The following is a 15,368-nucleotide window of genomic DNA, read 5'->3' as shown; positions in this document are numbered from 1 at the left end:
CCGGACACTTCGTGGGTCCAGATGATCTTGCGGTAGGTGAAGTAGACGTCTTCCAGGTGGGTGAAGTGGGCCATGTTCGGGTCCTGGCAGTTGGGCATGCGCGACTGCACGTCGACGATCACCGCATCTTCCAGTTCGATGGTGAAGTAGTGCTCCTGGGTGCCGGTGGAGGAGGTGCGATACCACTCCAGACGGCACTTGTTCAGGCGCTCGCCGGAGGTCAGCGAGTTGAAGATCAGCGGCGAAGCCTTGTCGAACACCTTGGTGATCATCAGCGGCTTGTGCACGCGCTGGCCGGTCGGCTGGCCGGACTGCGGGTCACGCGGAATGATCACCTGGTGGTTGAAGGCCTGTACCAGCACCTGGTCCTCGTGGCCTTCCTGGAAGATGTTGCCGACCGAGTCCTCGGTGAAGGTGCCGGCGGTGATCAGGCCCTGCTTGGTGCCTTCGAGGGTCATGTAGGCGGGTGTTGGCATGTTGCGCTCCTTGCATTGGGACGAGGACCGTATTGGTCCGGGAGCCCGGAGGAGTACAAGGGGCGTGCCAGGCAGCCTGAGGCCAGCAATGACAAGGGCTGCAGCGAGCTCGGGATGGTCCACGTAGGGCGCCTGTGCGTTGCATCAACAAAGGTTGCGCAACAACTGGCGCAGGGCTGTGCAGGGGCTTGCGCAGGGCGCGTGGAGTGCTGTGGCAGTGGGGTGGCGCGGAGCAGGGAAGGGTGGGTGCGCAACAAGTTGCGCAGCTCAGTCCTCCCACTCCCGCCCGGCCAGTTCCAGTAGGGTATTGGCCTGTTCCGGGCCGTTGCTGCCGGCGGCATAGGGGCGCGGGTCCTGGTAGTTGTCCTGCCAGCCCTTGATGATCGGGTCGACCCAATCCCAGGCCGCCTCGACTTCATCGCGGCGCATGAACAGCGTCGAGTCACCCTCGATCACGTCCAGCAGCAGGCGCTCGTAGGCGTCCCAGCGGCGCTTCTGCGGGAAGACCTGGGCCAGGTTCAGGTCCAGCTCCATGGGGGTCAGGCGCATGCCCTTGCCGGGGCTCTTGCCCATCAGCTGCAGGGTGATGTGCTCTTCCGGTTGCAGGCTGATGACCAGGCGGTTGGCCTGGGTGCCTTCGAACAGGCGGTGCGGTACCGGCTTGAACTGGATGACGATCTCCGAGCGCTTCTTCGCCATGCGCTTGCCGGTGCGCAGGTAGAAGGGCACGCCGGCCCAGCGCCAGTTGTCGATCTCCGCCTGCAGGGCGACGAAGGTCTCGGTGTCACTGTCGTTGTCGACCTGTTTCTCGAAGTAGTAGGCCGGCACTTCCTGGCCGCCGATCTTGCCGGCCACGTACTGGCCGCGCACGGTCTTGTCGTGCACGTCGAGGCCGGCGATGGGCTTGAGTGCCTCGAGGATCTTCACCTTCTCGTTGCGCACCGACTCGGCATCGAAGCGCACCGGCGCCTCCATCGCGACCAGGCAGAGCAGCTGCAGCAGGTGGTTCTGCACCATGTCGCGCATGGCGCCGGCATGGTCGTAGTAGGCGCCGCGGTTCTCCACGCCGAGCGTCTCGTTGACGCTGATCTGCACGTGGTCGATATGCCCGGCGCGCCAGATCGGCTCGAACAGTGCATTGGCGAAGCGCAGGGCCATGAGGTTCTGCACCGTCTCCTTGCCCAGGTAGTGGTCGATGCGGAACACCTGGGCCTCGCTGAACACCGCGCCGATGGCGGCGTTGATCTCGCGAGCAGACTCCAGCGAACGGCCGATCGGTTTCTCCAGCACGATGCGCGTGTCGCTGCCGGCCAATCCGGCGATGGCCAGGTTCTCGGCGATGGATTCGAACAGGTCGGGTGCGGTGGCCAGGTAGTAGATGCGCCCGCGATGGTGGGCATTGACCCCGAGGAACTTGCCGAGCCGGCCGAATTCGGCGGTGTGCGACAGGTCCATGGCGAAGTAGTCGAGGCGCGCGGCGAAGCTGGCCCAGGTGTCGTTGTCGAAGTCGCTGCGGGCGACCAGGGCGCGCACTCGGCGCTCGGCTAGGGACTGGTATTCGGCACGGTTCAGCACGTTGCGCGCCGCCGCCAGGATGCGCATGTCCGGGCTCAGGCGGCCGTCGCGATGCAGGTGGTAGAGCGCCGGCAGCAACTTGTGCAGGGCCAGGTCGCCAGTACCGCCAAACACCAGCATGTCACAAGGGCTGTTCAACGGGAGGCCTCCGGGCCGGTTTGCCTGTGCGGGTTGGGCGTTCATGTAGTATAACTACAAGATCACTACAGCCCGATCATAACAGGCTGGGTGAAACCGCAGCGAGCCGGCTGGCCGTCTTGCCCAATGGTTCTCTCGAGCCGACAACAGAGTCCTGCCTGTGAATCTTCTGCAGCATATCGCCCAGTCCCGTCACCTGCTCCGCAAGTCCGAACTGAAGGTCGCCGATCACGTCCTGCAGGACCCTTCGGCAGTGATGCACAGCTCCATGGCCGATCTCGCCCACGAAGTCGGCATCAGCGAGCCGACCATCGTGCGCTTCTGCCGTGCCATCGGCTGCAGCGGCTTCCAGGACCTCAAGCTGAAACTGGCGCAGAGCCTGGCGGCGGGGGCCAGCTTCGGCCAGTTCGCCATTCATGAAGAAGATTCGGTCGCGGACTTCAGTTTGAAGATCTTCGACACCACCCTGCATACCCTGATGGAGGTGCGCGAGCGCCTCGATCCGCGCGAGCTGGAGAAGGCCATCAACGCCATTTCCAATGCCCAGCGCATCGAGTTCTACGGCTTTGGCGCCTCCGGTGCGGTGGCTGCCGACGCGCAGCACAAGTTCTTCCGCCTGCTGCTGACCGCCGCCGCCTATTCCGATCCGCACATGCAGGCGATGAGCGCGGTGACGCTGAAACCCAACGACGTGGCCATCTGCATCTCTCAGTCCGGCCGCTCCAAGGACCTGCTGATCACCGCCAACCTGGTGCGCGAGTCCGGCGCCACGCTGATCACCCTGTGTCCGGGGCAGACGCCGCTGGCCGACCTGTCTCACGTCAACCTGGCCATCGACGTGCAGGAAGACACCGAGATCTACACCCCACTGACCTCGCGCATCGCCCACCTGGTAGTGATCGACGTGTTGGCCATGGGCGTGGCCATGGCCCGTGGCCCGGACCTGGTCAACCACCTCAAGAGCGTCAAGCGCAGCCTGCGTAGCCTGCGCCTGTCGCCCAAGTCGGTGCGCAGCACCGAGGACTGAGCAGCGTCCGCGCACGCTGCCGCAGAACCGTCACGCAAGGTTCATCGCCACGCCACCAGTGCGTCACGCCTGCACAGGCAAGCTGGGCTCCCGGCAAACGGATCAGGAGCCCCGCGATGAGCCTGTATCTCGACGAACCCGTCCACGACAGCAAGACCCGCCGCAAGCTGGAAGACCAGCGCCGCATGGCATTCCGCCGCGCGATTGAGGAGTACGCCGAGCATCGTCGGCTGCAGCAGGAACTCGGCGGTTATTCCGAACCGCTGCCTGCGTCTATCTCGAGACCTCGTGCCGCCTAGCCGCTCAGGGCGCTGAAGCGCTGCTCCAGTGCTGCGATCTGCGCCCGTTCGCCGCGGATGAAGTCGCGGAAGGCCTGGGCCACCGGTGACAGGTGCTTGCCGCGCGGGTGCACCACGCACCAGCTGCGCTGCAGCGGCAGTTCCTCGACCGGCAATTCGCGCAGCAGCCCCTGGGCCAGCTCCAGACGCACCGCGTGACGCGGCAGCAGGGCCAGTCCGAGGCCGGCGATCACTGCTTCGATTTGCGCCTCGCTGGAGCCCACTTCCAGGGTCTGGGCGAAGTGTGCACGCTTCTGGTGGCAGTACTCCTCGCAGGCGCGGCGCGTGCCCGAACCGACTTCGCGCACCAGCAGCGGGAAGCTGCCGAGGTCGCTCAGGCGCAGCTTCTCCAGCGAGCACAGCGGGTGCTGCGGTGGCGCCACGGCGACGATCGGATTGTTGAGGAAAGGGAAGAAGTCCAGGGCCTGGTCACCGGGCGGCTGCGACATGATCAGCAGGTCGTCGCGGCTGACCGACAGGCGGCGTACCGCCTGGGCGTGGTTGACCACCACCAGCTGCAGGCTGACCTCCGGATGCTGCTCGCGGAAGGCGGCGAACAGGTGCGGCACCAGGTACTTGGCGCTGGACTCCACGGCCAGAGTCAGTTGGCCCTGCAGCGAGCCCTGCAGGTCGGAGAGCTGCATGTCCAGCGCCTCCAGGCGGCCGAACACGTCTTCGCTGGCGCGCAGCAGGGCTTCGGCGGCGGGGGTGAGGTAGAGCTTCTTGGCCACGTAGTCGAACAGCGGCTGGCCGAGCAGCTCCTCCAGCTGGCGAATCTGCAGGCTGACCGCCGGCTGGGTTAGCGCCATTTCCTCGGCGGCGCGGCTGTAGGAGCGGCTCTCGCACACCGAGCGGAATATTTGCAGCTGACGAAAAGTCATTCGCATCAATGACTTGCGCATTTTTATCGACTCGATGGCAGGCAGTTTCGACGCAACTATAAGTCTTTGCTAATGGCTATCCCAACAATTATTGATTTTGGGTAATTCATCGGTGGAGCTAGCTTAGAAGCAAGACCGCCGTGGGTTGTGCGGTCACCCGTCGACCGCCTCGCAACGGTCGTTTGTTCACGTGATCGAGGAACCAGGCTCGTGATCAAGAAGATCCTCATCGCCAACCGTGGCGAGATCGCCGTCCGCATCGTGCGTGCTTGCGCCGAGATGGGCATCCGCTCGGTGGCCGTGTATTCCGAGGCGGACCGCCAGGCACTGCACGTCAAGCGTGCCGACGAGGCCCACAGCATCGGCGACGACCCACTGGCCGGCTACCTCAACCCGCGCAAGCTGGTGAACCTGGCCGTGGAGACCGGCTGTGACGCCCTCCACCCCGGCTATGGCTTCCTCTCGGAGAACGCCGAGCTGGCCGATATCTGCGCCGAGCGCGGGATCAAGTTCATCGGCCCGTCGGCCGAAGTGATCCGCCGCATGGGCGACAAGACCGAGGCACGGCGCAGCATGATCGCCGCCGGCGTGCCCTGCACCCCGGGCACCGAGGGCAACGTGGCGGATATCGCCGAGGCGCTGCGCGAGGGTGACCGCATCGGTTACCCGGTGATGCTCAAGGCCACCAACGGTGGCGGCGGGCGCGGTATCCGTCGCTGCAACAGCCGCGAGGAACTGGAGCAGGCCTACCCGCGGGTGATCTCCGAGGCGAGCAAGGCCTTCGGCCGCGCCGAGGTGTTCCTGGAAAAATGCATCGTCAATCCGAAGCACATCGAGGCGCAGATCCTCGCCGACAGCTTCGGCAACACCGTGCACCTGTTCGAGCGCGACTGCTCGATCCAGCGCCGCAACCAGAAGCTGATCGAGATCGCCCCCAGCCCGCAGCTGACTCCCGAGCAGCGCGCCTATATCGGCGACCTCGCCGTGCGCGCGGCCAAGGCGGTGGGCTACGAGAACGCGGGCACCGTGGAGTTCCTGCTCGCCGAGGGCGAGGTGTACTTCATGGAGATGAACACCCGGGTGCAGGTGGAACACACCATCACCGAGGAAATCACCGGCATCGACATCGTCCGCGAGCAGATCCGCATCGCCTCCGGCCTGGAGCTGTCGATCAAGCAGGAAGACATCCAGTACCGCGGCTTCGCCCTGCAGTTCCGCATCAACGCCGAGGACCCGAAGAACAACTTCCTGCCCTCGTTCGGCAAGATCACCCGCTACTACGCCCCGGGCGGCCCTGGCGTGCGTACCGACACGGCGATCTACACCGGCTACACCATCCCGCCGTACTACGACTCGATGTGCCTGAAGCTGATCGTCTGGGCGCTGACCTGGGAAGAGGCGATGGATCGCGGCCTGCGCGCCCTCGACGACATGCGCGTGCAGGGCGTGCGCACCACCGCGGCCTATTACCAGGAAATCCTGCGCAACCCCGAGTTCCGCAGCGCCCAGTTCAATACCAGCTTCGTCGAGGCCCATCCGGAGCTGACCCAGTACTCGATCAAGCGCAACCCGTCGCACCTGGCCATCGCCATCGCCACCGCCATTGCCGCTCACGCCGGCCTGTAGGGATCAGAACATGACTAAGAAAATTACTGTTACCGACACCATCCTGCGTGATGCCCACCAGTCGATCATCGCCACGCGCATGCGCACCGAAGACATGCTGCCGATCTGCGACAAGCTCGATAAGGTCGGCTACTGGTCGCTGGAAGTCTGGGGCGGCGCGACCTTCGACGCCTGCGTGCGCTTCCTCAAGGAAGACCCGTGGGAGCGCCTGCGCAAGCTCAAGGCCGCTCTGCCCAACACCCGCCTGCAGATGCTTCTGCGCGGGCAGAACCTGCTCGGCTACCGCCACTACAGCGATGACGTGGTGCGTGCCTTCGTGGCGAAAGCAGCTGTGAATGGCATCGATGTGTTCCGCATCTTCGACGCGATGAACGACGTGCGTAACCTGCGCGTCTCCATCGAGGCGGTGAAGGCCGCCGGCAAGCACGCCCAGGGCACCCTGAGCTACACCACCAGCCCGGTACACACGGTCGACGCCTACGTCACCCAGGCCAAGGCCATGCAGGCCATGGGCATCGACTCCATCGCGATCAAGGACATGGCCGGCCTGCTGACGCCCTACGCCACCGCCGAGCTGGTCAAGGCGCTGAAGGCCGCGGTCGACCTGCCGGTGTTCGTGCACAGCCACGACACCGCCGGCATGGGCTCGATGTGCCAGCTCAAGGCCATCGAGGCCGGTGCCGACCACATCGACACCGCCATCTCCAGCTTCGCCTGGGGCACCAGCCATCCGGGCACCGAGTCGATGGTCGCCGCGCTGCGCGGCAGTGAGTACGACACCGGCCTGGACCTGGCGCTGATCCAGGAAATCGGCATGTACTTCCACGCCGTGCGCAAGAAGTACCACCAGTTCGAGAGCGAATTCACCGCCGTGGATACCCGCGTGCAGGTCAACCAGGTGCCGGGCGGCATGATGTCCAACCTGGCCAACCAGCTGAAGGAGCAGGGCGCGCTCAACCGCATCAACGAAGTGTTCGCCGAGATTCCCAAGGTGCGCGAGGACCTCGGCTTCCCGCCCCTGGTCACGCCGACCTCGCAGATCGTCGGTACCCAGGCGGTGTTCAACGTGCTGGCTGGCGAGCGCTACAAGACCATCACCAACGAGGTGAAGCTGTACCTGCAGGGCCGCTACGGCAAGGCGCCGGGCAAGGTCAACGAGGCGCTGCGCAAGCAGGCCATCGGCAGCGAGGAGGTGATCGACGTGCGCCCGGCCGACCTGCTCAAGCCGGAGATGGCCAAGCTGCGTGAGGAGATCGGCACCCTGGCCAAGTCCGAAGAGGACGTGCTGACCTTCGCCATGTTCCCGGACATCGGCCGCAAGTTCCTCGAGGAGCGTGCCGCCGGCACCCTGACTCCGGAAGTGCTGCTGCCGATCCCCGAGGCCGGTGGCGTGGCCCCGGCCGGCGCCGGCGGTGTGCCGACCGAATTCGTGGTCGACGTGCACGGCGAGAGCTACCGCGTGGACATCACCGGCGTGGGCGTGAAGGGTGACGGCAAGCGCCACTTCTACCTGTCCATCGACGGCATGCCGGAAGAGGTGGTGTTCGAGCCGCTCAACGACTTCGTCGCCGGTGCGGGCGGCAAGCGCAAGAGCGCCAGCGCCCCGGGCGATGTCAGCACCACCATGCCGGGCAACATCGTCGATGTGCTGGTGAAAGAAGGCGACGTGGTCAAGGCCGGCCAGGCCGTGCTGATCACCGAGGCGATGAAGATGGAAACCGAAGTGCAGGCGCCGATCGCCGGTACCGTCAAGGCCATCCACGTGGCCAAGGGCGACCGGGTCAACCCGGGCGAGGTGCTGGTGGAAATCGCCTGACGGCGTAACGAGCAAGTCCCACTGGGGGAGCCATGTGCTCCCCCTTTTTTATGGGCGGTGCTCAGTTGTGCATGCGGTAGGCGCGGCGCAGGGTGATCAGGTCCTGCTTGGTGCAGGCCTGGGGTTCGGCGCCGGTCAGGTCGTAGCAGCGATAGCGGAAGCCCATCGGCCAGTAAGCGATGGCGACTGGCGGCCAGAAGATCGAAGCCACGCGGAAGCGTGTGCGCAGCTTGCCGTTCTGGATGGTGTTGGCCTGATCGTCCTGCAGGCGATACGGCACGCCACCGCTGGCGCCCCAGGAAAACGGGCGGGTCTTCACCAGGCCCTGGTTGTTCTTGACCTGGCGCTCGTTGACTACCAGGGTGCTGTTCTCCGGCAGCTTGAACCAGGCGGCGGTCGAGCAGCCGGTAATGGCCAGAGTGGCCGCGAGCAGCGCGGCGGACTTGCAGAGGGACATCGGTTACTTCCTTGTACTACTTGGCGTAATGGCAGATGGCCGCCGTGGCGGCGCGCAATATAGCGGCTTGCTCCTGGCTTGGCGATGTCTGGCTGACAGGCACAAAAAAGGGAAGCGCTCGGCTTCCCTTCCTGTACGACGTGCTGTGTGGCTTAGCGCCAGAACGGCTTGTCCACTTCGATGGCGCGGTCGTAGGTGCTGATGCCGGCGTCGGCCAGCAGGCGCTCATCCAGCTTGGCCAGCTCGCGGCGGCTGCTGATGCGACGCTGCCACAGCAGCAGGGTACCGATGGCGCGCAGCGGCAGGCTGCCACCGCTGGCGGGATTCTGTTGGTGGAACATCAGGTCGGAACTCAGTGCGCGTTCCATGGTGCTGCTTCCTTCCGCTGTCTGGCGGGGTGAGAGTGGTTTACTACTGGAAGCGTATTTTCCTGACTGTATGGTCGATTTTGTAGGCACAGCTGGGATAAATTGCAGGCCTGATAATTAGCCTGCTAGGAAACTGTTCTGTTCCTATACGCACAACTGTACTGGTCATAAGCGAAAGCTCTCGCCAATGCTGGAAATCCATCATTTTCCACTGCGCAGGATGAAATAATCGGCAGTTACCGAGCGATACAGTTATTTTTGATCTTCGATTTATTGCTCATCTGTTATTGCCCGTTCGTCAGGCTCACGACGCCTTGCGGACCCCTCTTCGGCCAACGGGCCGGACTAAAGTAATCGGTGCTCCCACAAGGAAATCTCCATGACCGACCATACCCAGCAATTCGCCAGCGACAACTATTCCGGCATCTGCCCGGAGGCCTGGGCTGCCATGGCCGAGGCCAATCGCGGCCACGAACGGGCCTATGGCGACGACAGCTGGACGGCGCGTGCCGCCGACCAGTTCCGCCAGCTGTTCGAGACCGATTGCGAGGTGTTCTTCGCCTTCAACGGCACCGCCGCCAACTCCCTGGCCCTGTCCAGCCTGTGCCAGAGCTACCACAGCGTGATCTGCTCGGAGACCGCCCACGTCGAGACCGACGAGTGCGGCGCGCCGGAGTTCTTCTCCAACGGCTCCAAGCTGCTCACCGCGCGCACCGAGCAGGGCAAGCTGACCCCGGATTCGATCCGTGAAGTCGCCCTCAAGCGCCAGGACATCCACTATCCGAAGCCGCGCGTGGTGACCCTGACCCAGGCCACCGAGGTCGGTACCGTCTACCGCCCGGACGAGGTCGCCGCCATCAGCCAGGTGTGCAAGGAGCTGAATCTCAACCTGCACATGGACGGCGCGCGTTTCTCCAATGCCTGCGCCTCGCTCGGCTGCAGCCCGGCGGAGCTGACCTGGAAGGCCGGCGTCGACGTGCTGTGCTTCGGCGGCACCAAGAACGGCATGGCGGTGGGCGAGGCCATCCTGTTCTTCAACAAGGAGCTGGCCGAAGACTTCGACTATCGCTGCAAGCAGGCCGGCCAGCTGGCCTCGAAGATGCGCTTCCTCTCCGCGCCCTGGGTCGGCCTGCTGCAGGACGACGCCTGGCTGCGCTACGCCAACCACGCCAACCGCTGCGCGCGCCTGCTGGCCGAGCTGGTAGCGGACGTGCCGGGCGCCAGCCTGATGTTCCCGGTGGAGGCCAACGGCGTGTTCCTGCAGCTCTCGGAAACCGCCATCGAGCGCCTGCGCGAATGGGGCTGGCGCTTCTACACCTTCATCGGTGCCGGCGGCGCGCGCTTCATGTGCAGCTGGGATACCGAAGAGGCGCGGGTGCGCGAGCTGGCAGCCGACATTCGCCGCGCGATGGCCTGACGCCGACGAAAGGCAGGGTGCGGAGCAGTGGGGCTGACTAATGTTTTCAGTCCCACCTTCCTTTTTTCCGCGGGCCGGAGAACACCCTTCATGGATATCGACAGTCTCTTTTCCCAGCTGCACAGCCTGCCCAGCATTCCCAAGGTCGCCCAGGACCTGATCCAGCAGTTCGATAACCCCCACACCAACCTCGACGCGGTCGCGCGCAACATCAACCTCGATCCGGTGATCGCCGCCAAGGTGCTGCGCCTGGCCAACTCGGCGCGCTTCCGTGGTGCCCGCGAGGCGCACAGTGTCGAGGACGCGGCGTCGCGCCTGGGCTTCAACACCCTGCGCACCCTGGTGCTGGCGTCGGCGGTGACCGGCGCCTTCAAGACCGACTCCGGCTTCGACCTCAAGGGCTTCTGGCTGCAGAGCTTCCAGGTCGCCAGCCTGTGCCGGCTGCTGGCCAAGATGCGCGGCGTGGCGATGGAGACGGCGTTCACCTGCGGCATGATGCACAACATCGGCGAGCTGTTGATCCAGACCGGCGCGCCGGAACTGGCGGCGCGCCTCAACCGCAGCGGCAAGACCGATGCCGCCGGTCGCGTGGCGCTGGAGACCTTGCAACTGGGCTTCGGCTTCCCCGAAGTCGGCGCCGAACTGGCGCGGCGCTGGCAATTGCCTGAGGTGATCCAGCAGGCCATCGCCCTGCAGACCCGTCCGCACCAGGCACCGGCGGACATGCCGCTGCCGCGCCTGGTGGCGCAGGCGGTGCTGATCGCCGAGGCGCTGCGTCAGCACAACGGCGACCTGGCCAAGACCCGCGAGGAGCTGGACAGCCCGCTGTGCGAGGGCATCGATCTGGACGCCCTGTTCGACAAGCTGCCGGAGGTGCTGGAGGCCGACAAGAGCTTCAGCCAGCTGCTCGATTAAGGGCCGCCGTGGCGCCAGTGAATTTCTCAATGGTCGCCATGAATATCTCCGGTTGGCCTGTGCCCACCCCCTTGCCCGATGCTTCGCCCCACAGACGCGAACACAGGACAAGGGGAATTCGCATGAAGACCGTAGCGCAGATGCTCGGCAGCAAGACGCAGCAGAACGTCCACACCGTGGCGGCCGAGGCCAGCATGCTCGAGGCGTTGCAACTGATGGCCGAGCACAACGTCGGCGCCCTGCCGGTAATCGAGCAGGGCCGTCTGGTCGGCATCGTCAGCGAGCGCGACTACGCGCGCAAAGGTGTGCTGCAGGGGCGTTCATCGATCGGCACCGCGGTACGCGAGGTGATGAGCGTGCCGGTGGTGACAGTAGAGCCGCGACAGAGCATCCGTGAGTGCATGAGCCTGATGACCGACGGCCACCTGCGCCATCTGCCGGTGGTGGAGGGCGAGCGTCTGCTCGGCCTGCTGTCCATCGGCGACCTGATCAAGGAGACGCTGGCCGAACAGGATGGCTTGATCCAGCACCTGGAACAGTACATCCGCGGCGAGTGAGGCTCAGCCCTGCGGCTCCGCCTCGCTGGCCGGGGCCTGCTCGGTGTTTTCTTCCTGTTTCTCGCAAATGCCGTTGGCGCCCTGCTTGCCGGTGTAGGAGATAGTGGGCGTGCCTTTGCCATCCAGGCTGATGGAGATGGTCACGCCTTCGCCCCTGGCCTCGTAGTACTGCTCGCTGAACTTACTGAGGATGGCCTTCTTGTCATTGATGAACACCGGACCTCCGGCGTCGGCGCGTACGGCCACGTCGGTGGGGCAGGTGACTTCGAATTTCGGCAGGCTGGCGGCATGGGCGCTACCCATGACGAGCAGGGCGGCGGCGATCGGCAGTTTGTTCATCGGTGTGCTCCTGGCAGGTGTCGGCGTGCGTTGCGCCTGTGGTCCTGACCAGTGAACTAAGCAGCCGCCCGCCGGCTTGTCCAAGCGCTTCGTCAGTTACCGCTGCGCTGGACAAAAAAAGACCGGCCATTGGCCGGTCTCGGGTGTTGCGCGAACGGCTCAGTTGCCGGTCTTGATCTTGCTCCAGGCGCGGGTGCGCGCACGCTCGGCGGCGCGTGGCAGCGGCTCGAGGGTGTAGAGCTTCTGCATCGCCTCGGCGGTCGGGTACAGGTTGGGGTTGGTGCGGATCGATTCGGCGACCAGCGCGGTGGCGTCCTTGTTCGGGTTCGGGTAGCCGACGAAGTCGGAGATCGGCGCGATCACCTGCGGCTGCAGGAGGAAGTTGATGAAGGCGTGGGCCTCGTCGATGTTCTTCGCGTCCTTCGGAATCGCCATCATGTCGAACCAGATCGGCGCGCCTTCCTTGGGCAGGCGCATGTCCACGGTTACGCCGTTCTTCGCCTGCTTGGCGTTGTTGGCGGCCTGGGAGAAGCTGCCGGAGTAGCCCACGGCCACGCAGATCTCGCCGTTGGCGATATCGCTCATGTACTTGGAGCTGTGGAAGTAGCGTACGTGCGGGCGGATCTTGCTCAGCAGCTGCTCGGCCTTGGCGTAGTCGGCCGGCTCCTTGCTGTTCGGCGACAGGCCCAGGTAGTGCAGGGCCAGCGGCAGGATTTCCGACGGCGAGTCGAGCAGGGCCACGCCGCACTGCTGCAGCTTGGCGATGTTCTCTTCCTTGAAGATCAGGTCCCAGCTGTCCACTGGCGCGTTGTCGCCGAGAGCGGCCTTGACCTTGTCCGGGTTGAAGCCGATCAGCACGGTGCCATACATGTAGGGCACGGCGTACTGGTTGCCCGGGTCGTTCGCCTCGATCAGCTTCATCAGCTGCGGGTCGAGGTGCTGCCAGTTGGGCAGCTTGCTGCGGTCGAGCTTCTGGAACACGCCAGCCTCGACCTGCTTGGCGAGGAACACGTTGGACGGCACCACCAGGTCATAGCCGGAGTTGCCGGTGAGCAGCTTGGCCTCCAGCGCCTCGTTGGTGTCGAAGATGTCGTAGGTCAGCTTGATGCCGCTGTCCTGCTTGAACTTGGTCAGGGTCTCCGGGGTGATGTAGTCGAACCAGTTGTAGACCTTGAGTTCGCGGTCGGCGGCCTGGGCGGTGCCGGCCAGGGTCAGGCCGCAGAGGGTGGCGGCGATCAGCTTCTTCATCTTGTTGTTCTCCTGTGCAGGGCTCAGCCCTGGAAACCTTCGAGCACGTTGACGGCATTGATGCCGATTTCGGCGACCGCATAGCCGCCTTCCATGACGAACAGCGTCGGCTTGCCCAGCGCGGCGATGCGTTCGCCCATGCGCAGGTAGTCCGGGCTGTCCAGTTTGAAACTGGAGATCGGGTCGTTCTGGTAGGTGTCGACGCCAAGCGACACCAGCACCACGTCCGGGCCGTAGGCAGCGATGCGCTGGCAGGCGGTTTCCAGGGCGGCGTCCCAGGCATCCCAGGCGCTGCCGGCGGCCAGCGGCAGGTTGAGGTTGCAGCCCTCGCCGCGGCCTTCACCGGTCTCGTCGGCGTAGCCGAGGAAGTGCGGGTACTCGAAGCTCGGGCTGCCGTGGATATTGGCGACGAACACGTCGTCGCGGTCATAGAAGATCGACTGGGTACCGTTGCCGTGGTGGTAGTCGACGTCGAGGATCGCCACCCGCGCGGCGCCCTGGTCGAGGAAGGCCTGGGCGGCGATGGCTACGTTGTTCAGGTAGCAGTAGCCGCCCATCACGTCGGCGCTGGCGTGGTGGCCCGGTGGCCGGCACAGGGCGAAGGCGCTGTGGGCGCCGGCGGCGATCTCGGCCTGGCCGCTCAGGGCGATCTGCGCCGAGGTGTACACGGCCTGCCAGGTGCCGGCGGTGATCGGCGCGAAGCAGTCGAAGCTGTGGAAGCCGTACTGGCCGTAGAGGTCGTTGGGCCGCTTGGCGCGCAGATGGCGGGCCGGGAACACGCCGGGCAGGAAGTCAGCGGTGTTGCCCTGGGCGGCCCAGCCGGCCCAGGCCTTCTGCAGGAAGTCCAGGTAGTCGCCGGTGTGGATGCGGGCGATCGGCGCCATGCCGAACTCACGCGGTGCCAGCACCTCGCCGAGGTTGCGCTCGCGCACTCGGGCCAGCACGTGGTCGGCGCGCGCCGGCATCTCGAAGCAGGGTTTGAATTCGCCGCCGACCATCTCGCCCTGGGCGTGGTGCAGGCGGTGGTCGTCGCTGTAGTAGGTCAGCATCTTGTTGTTCTCCTCGATGGGCTGGGCGAATTGTTGGCCGGCCCGGTGAGCCGGGAGAACGATAACGGCGGCCAACAAAGGGATAATTGCGGCCAAGTTGCCGAGCCGCAGCGGCCACAAGAGCTAGAAGCGGCCAGCGGCGGCTGTGATGGAGCGGAGCCGCCAGGCGTCTATTTCGGCACCCGCACACGCAAGAGGCCGAACATGCAGGCGCTGTTGAACGAGATACTGGACCAGGTGCGCCCGCTGCTGGGCCGGGGCAAGGTGGCCGACTACATCCCGGCGCTGGCCGAGGCGCCGGCCGATCGTCTAGGTATAGCGGTGCTGGGCGTGGATGGCAGCCTGCATACCGCCGGTGATGCCGCCGAGCCGTTCTCGATCCAGAGCATTTCCAAGGTGTTCAGCCTGGTACAGGCGATCCAGCATTCCGGGGAGGACATCTGGCAGCGCCTCGGCCACGAGCCGTCCGGCCAGCCGTTCAACTCGCTGGTGCAACTGGAGTTCGAGCGTGGCCGCCCGCGCAACCCGTTCATCAATGCCGGTGCCCTGGTGATCTGCGACATCAACCAGTCGCGCTTCGCCGCCCCGGCGCTGTCCATGCGCGACCTGGCCCGGCGCCTGGCCGGCAACTCGCTGCTGGTGTCGGACGCCAAGGTCGCCGAGTCGGAGTACCAGCACCGCGCGCGCAACGCCGCCGCGGCCTATTTGATGCAGGCCTTCGGCAATTTCCACAACGAGGTCGAGGCGGTGCTGCGCAGCTACTTCCACCACTGTGCGCTGGCCATGAGCTGCGTCGACCTGGCCCGCGCCTGCGGCTTCCTGGCCAACCAGGGTGTGTGCCCGCGCAGCGGCGAGCAGATCCTCACGCCACGCCAGACCCAGCAGGTCAACGCGATCATGGCCACCAGCGGCCTGTACGACGAGGCCGGCAACTTCGCCTACCGCGTCGGTCTGCCCGGCAAGAGCGGCGTCGGCGGCGGCATCGTCGCGGTGGTGCCGGGGCGTTTCAGCATCTGCGTGTGGTCGCCGGAGCTGAACGCCGCCGGCAACTCCCTGGCCGGCATGGCGGCCCTGGAGTCGCTCAGCGAGCGCATCGGCTGGTCGGTGTTCGCGCCGTTGGGCTGATGCCAGGCCAGCGGCC

16 protein-coding genes are annotated in these 15,368 nt (G+C 65.4%); 8 read left to right on the top strand and 8 right to left on the bottom strand.

Annotated features, from left to right (window positions below):
* The coding region (locus tag PTT45_RS06815; RefSeq protein ID WP_273812261.1) for an Hcp family type VI secretion system effector at nucleotides 1-476 on the bottom strand (476 nt) is incomplete at its 3' end.
* Between the two features lie 267 nt (nucleotides 477-743).
* Entirely contained in the window at nucleotides 744-2,234 is a 1,491-nt protein-coding gene (gene zwf, locus PTT45_RS06810; protein ID WP_273812260.1) for a glucose-6-phosphate dehydrogenase, read from the bottom strand.
* Between the two features lie 115 nt (nucleotides 2,235-2,349).
* On the opposite strand from zwf, the gene hexR reads away from it, so the two are divergent.
* Entirely contained in the window at nucleotides 2,350-3,216 is an 867-nt protein-coding gene (gene hexR, locus PTT45_RS06805; protein WP_273812259.1) for a transcriptional regulator HexR, read from the top strand.
* 116 nt (nucleotides 3,217-3,332) lie between these two features.
* Nucleotides 3,333-3,515 (top strand): PA3496 family putative envelope integrity protein, encoded by a 183-nt coding sequence (locus PTT45_RS06800; RefSeq protein ID WP_273812257.1) that lies wholly within the window; start codon nucleotides 3,333-3,335, stop codon nucleotides 3,513-3,515.
* Here the strand turns inward: PTT45_RS06800 and PTT45_RS06795 are convergent.
* Nucleotides 3,512-4,456 (bottom strand): LysR family transcriptional regulator, encoded by a 945-nt coding sequence (locus PTT45_RS06795; protein ID WP_273812255.1) that lies wholly within the window; start codon nucleotides 4,454-4,456, stop codon nucleotides 3,512-3,514. The two genes, PTT45_RS06800 and PTT45_RS06795, sit on opposite strands and share 4 nt — an antisense overlap.
* A 189-nt stretch (nucleotides 4,457-4,645) precedes the next feature.
* Between PTT45_RS06795 and PTT45_RS06790 the strand changes: the two genes are divergently transcribed.
* Both PTT45_RS06790 and oadA read left to right on the top strand, forming a co-directional pair.
* Nucleotides 4,646-6,061, top strand: a complete 1,416-nt coding sequence (locus tag PTT45_RS06790) for an acetyl-CoA carboxylase biotin carboxylase subunit (RefSeq protein WP_273812253.1) — start codon at nucleotides 4,646-4,648, stop codon at nucleotides 6,059-6,061.
* Nucleotides 6,062-6,071: 10 nt separating this feature from the next.
* Nucleotides 6,072-7,877: a sodium-extruding oxaloacetate decarboxylase subunit alpha gene (gene oadA / locus PTT45_RS06785; protein WP_273812252.1), complete on the top strand. Its 1,806-nt coding sequence runs from the start codon at nucleotides 6,072-6,074 to the stop codon at nucleotides 7,875-7,877.
* 61 nt (nucleotides 7,878-7,938) lie between these two features.
* Here oadA and PTT45_RS06780 read toward each other — a convergent pair whose 3' ends face one another.
* Both PTT45_RS06780 and PTT45_RS06775 read right to left on the bottom strand, forming a co-directional pair.
* Entirely contained in the window at nucleotides 7,939-8,334 is a 396-nt protein-coding gene (locus tag PTT45_RS06780; protein ID WP_273812251.1) for a hypothetical protein, read from the bottom strand.
* Between the two features lie 152 nt (nucleotides 8,335-8,486).
* Nucleotides 8,487-8,702: a DUF1127 domain-containing protein gene (locus PTT45_RS06775; RefSeq protein WP_273812250.1), complete on the bottom strand. Its 216-nt coding sequence runs from the start codon at nucleotides 8,700-8,702 to the stop codon at nucleotides 8,487-8,489.
* Nucleotides 8,703-9,081: 379 nt separating this feature from the next.
* Here PTT45_RS06775 and PTT45_RS06770 point away from each other — a divergent pair, with 379 nt between their 5' ends.
* The 3 genes from PTT45_RS06770 (at nucleotide 9,082) to PTT45_RS06760 (ending at nucleotide 11,591) form a co-directional block, all read left to right on the top strand.
* Nucleotides 9,082-10,119 carry a threonine aldolase family protein gene (locus tag PTT45_RS06770; protein WP_273812249.1) on the top strand — a complete coding sequence of 346 codons (1,038 nt, stop codon included), beginning with the start codon at nucleotides 9,082-9,084 and terminating at the stop codon, nucleotides 10,117-10,119.
* 90 nt (nucleotides 10,120-10,209) lie between these two features.
* Nucleotides 10,210-11,034, top strand: a complete 825-nt coding sequence (locus PTT45_RS06765) for an HDOD domain-containing protein (RefSeq protein ID WP_273812248.1) — start codon at nucleotides 10,210-10,212, stop codon at nucleotides 11,032-11,034.
* 122 nt (nucleotides 11,035-11,156) lie between these two features.
* Complete coding sequence (locus tag PTT45_RS06760) at nucleotides 11,157-11,591, top strand: CBS domain-containing protein (protein WP_273812247.1); 435 nt, start codon at nucleotides 11,157-11,159, stop codon at nucleotides 11,589-11,591.
* Between the two features lie 3 nt (nucleotides 11,592-11,594).
* On the opposite strand, the gene PTT45_RS06755 is transcribed toward PTT45_RS06760, so the two are convergent.
* The 3 genes from PTT45_RS06755 to PTT45_RS06745 form a co-directional block, all read right to left on the bottom strand.
* Nucleotides 11,595-11,930 carry a hypothetical protein gene (locus PTT45_RS06755; RefSeq protein WP_273812246.1) on the bottom strand — a complete coding sequence of 112 codons (336 nt, stop codon included), beginning with the start codon at nucleotides 11,928-11,930 and terminating at the stop codon, nucleotides 11,595-11,597.
* Nucleotides 11,931-12,089: 159 nt separating this feature from the next.
* Nucleotides 12,090-13,178 carry a polyamine ABC transporter substrate-binding protein gene (locus tag PTT45_RS06750; protein ID WP_273812244.1) on the bottom strand — a complete coding sequence of 363 codons (1,089 nt, stop codon included), beginning with the start codon at nucleotides 13,176-13,178 and terminating at the stop codon, nucleotides 12,090-12,092.
* 23 nt (nucleotides 13,179-13,201) lie between these two features.
* Nucleotides 13,202-14,227: a histone deacetylase family protein gene (locus tag PTT45_RS06745; RefSeq protein ID WP_273812243.1), complete on the bottom strand. Its 1,026-nt coding sequence runs from the start codon at nucleotides 14,225-14,227 to the stop codon at nucleotides 13,202-13,204.
* Between the two features lie 204 nt (nucleotides 14,228-14,431).
* On the opposite strand from PTT45_RS06745, the gene glsB reads away from it, so the two are divergent.
* On the top strand, nucleotides 14,432-15,352 hold the full coding sequence (gene glsB / locus PTT45_RS06740) for a glutaminase B (RefSeq protein ID WP_273812241.1): 921 nt from the start codon (nucleotides 14,432-14,434) through the stop codon (nucleotides 15,350-15,352).
* Nucleotides 15,353-15,368: the final 16 nt, after the last annotated feature.

The sequence above is a fragment of the Pseudomonas sp. Gutcm_11s genome (assembly GCF_028649395.1).
Lineage (GTDB): Bacteria > Pseudomonadota > Gammaproteobacteria > Pseudomonadales > Pseudomonadaceae > Aquipseudomonas.
The sequence above is the reverse complement of the archived record's forward strand: the minus strand, read 5'-3'. Positions and strand labels throughout refer to the sequence as shown.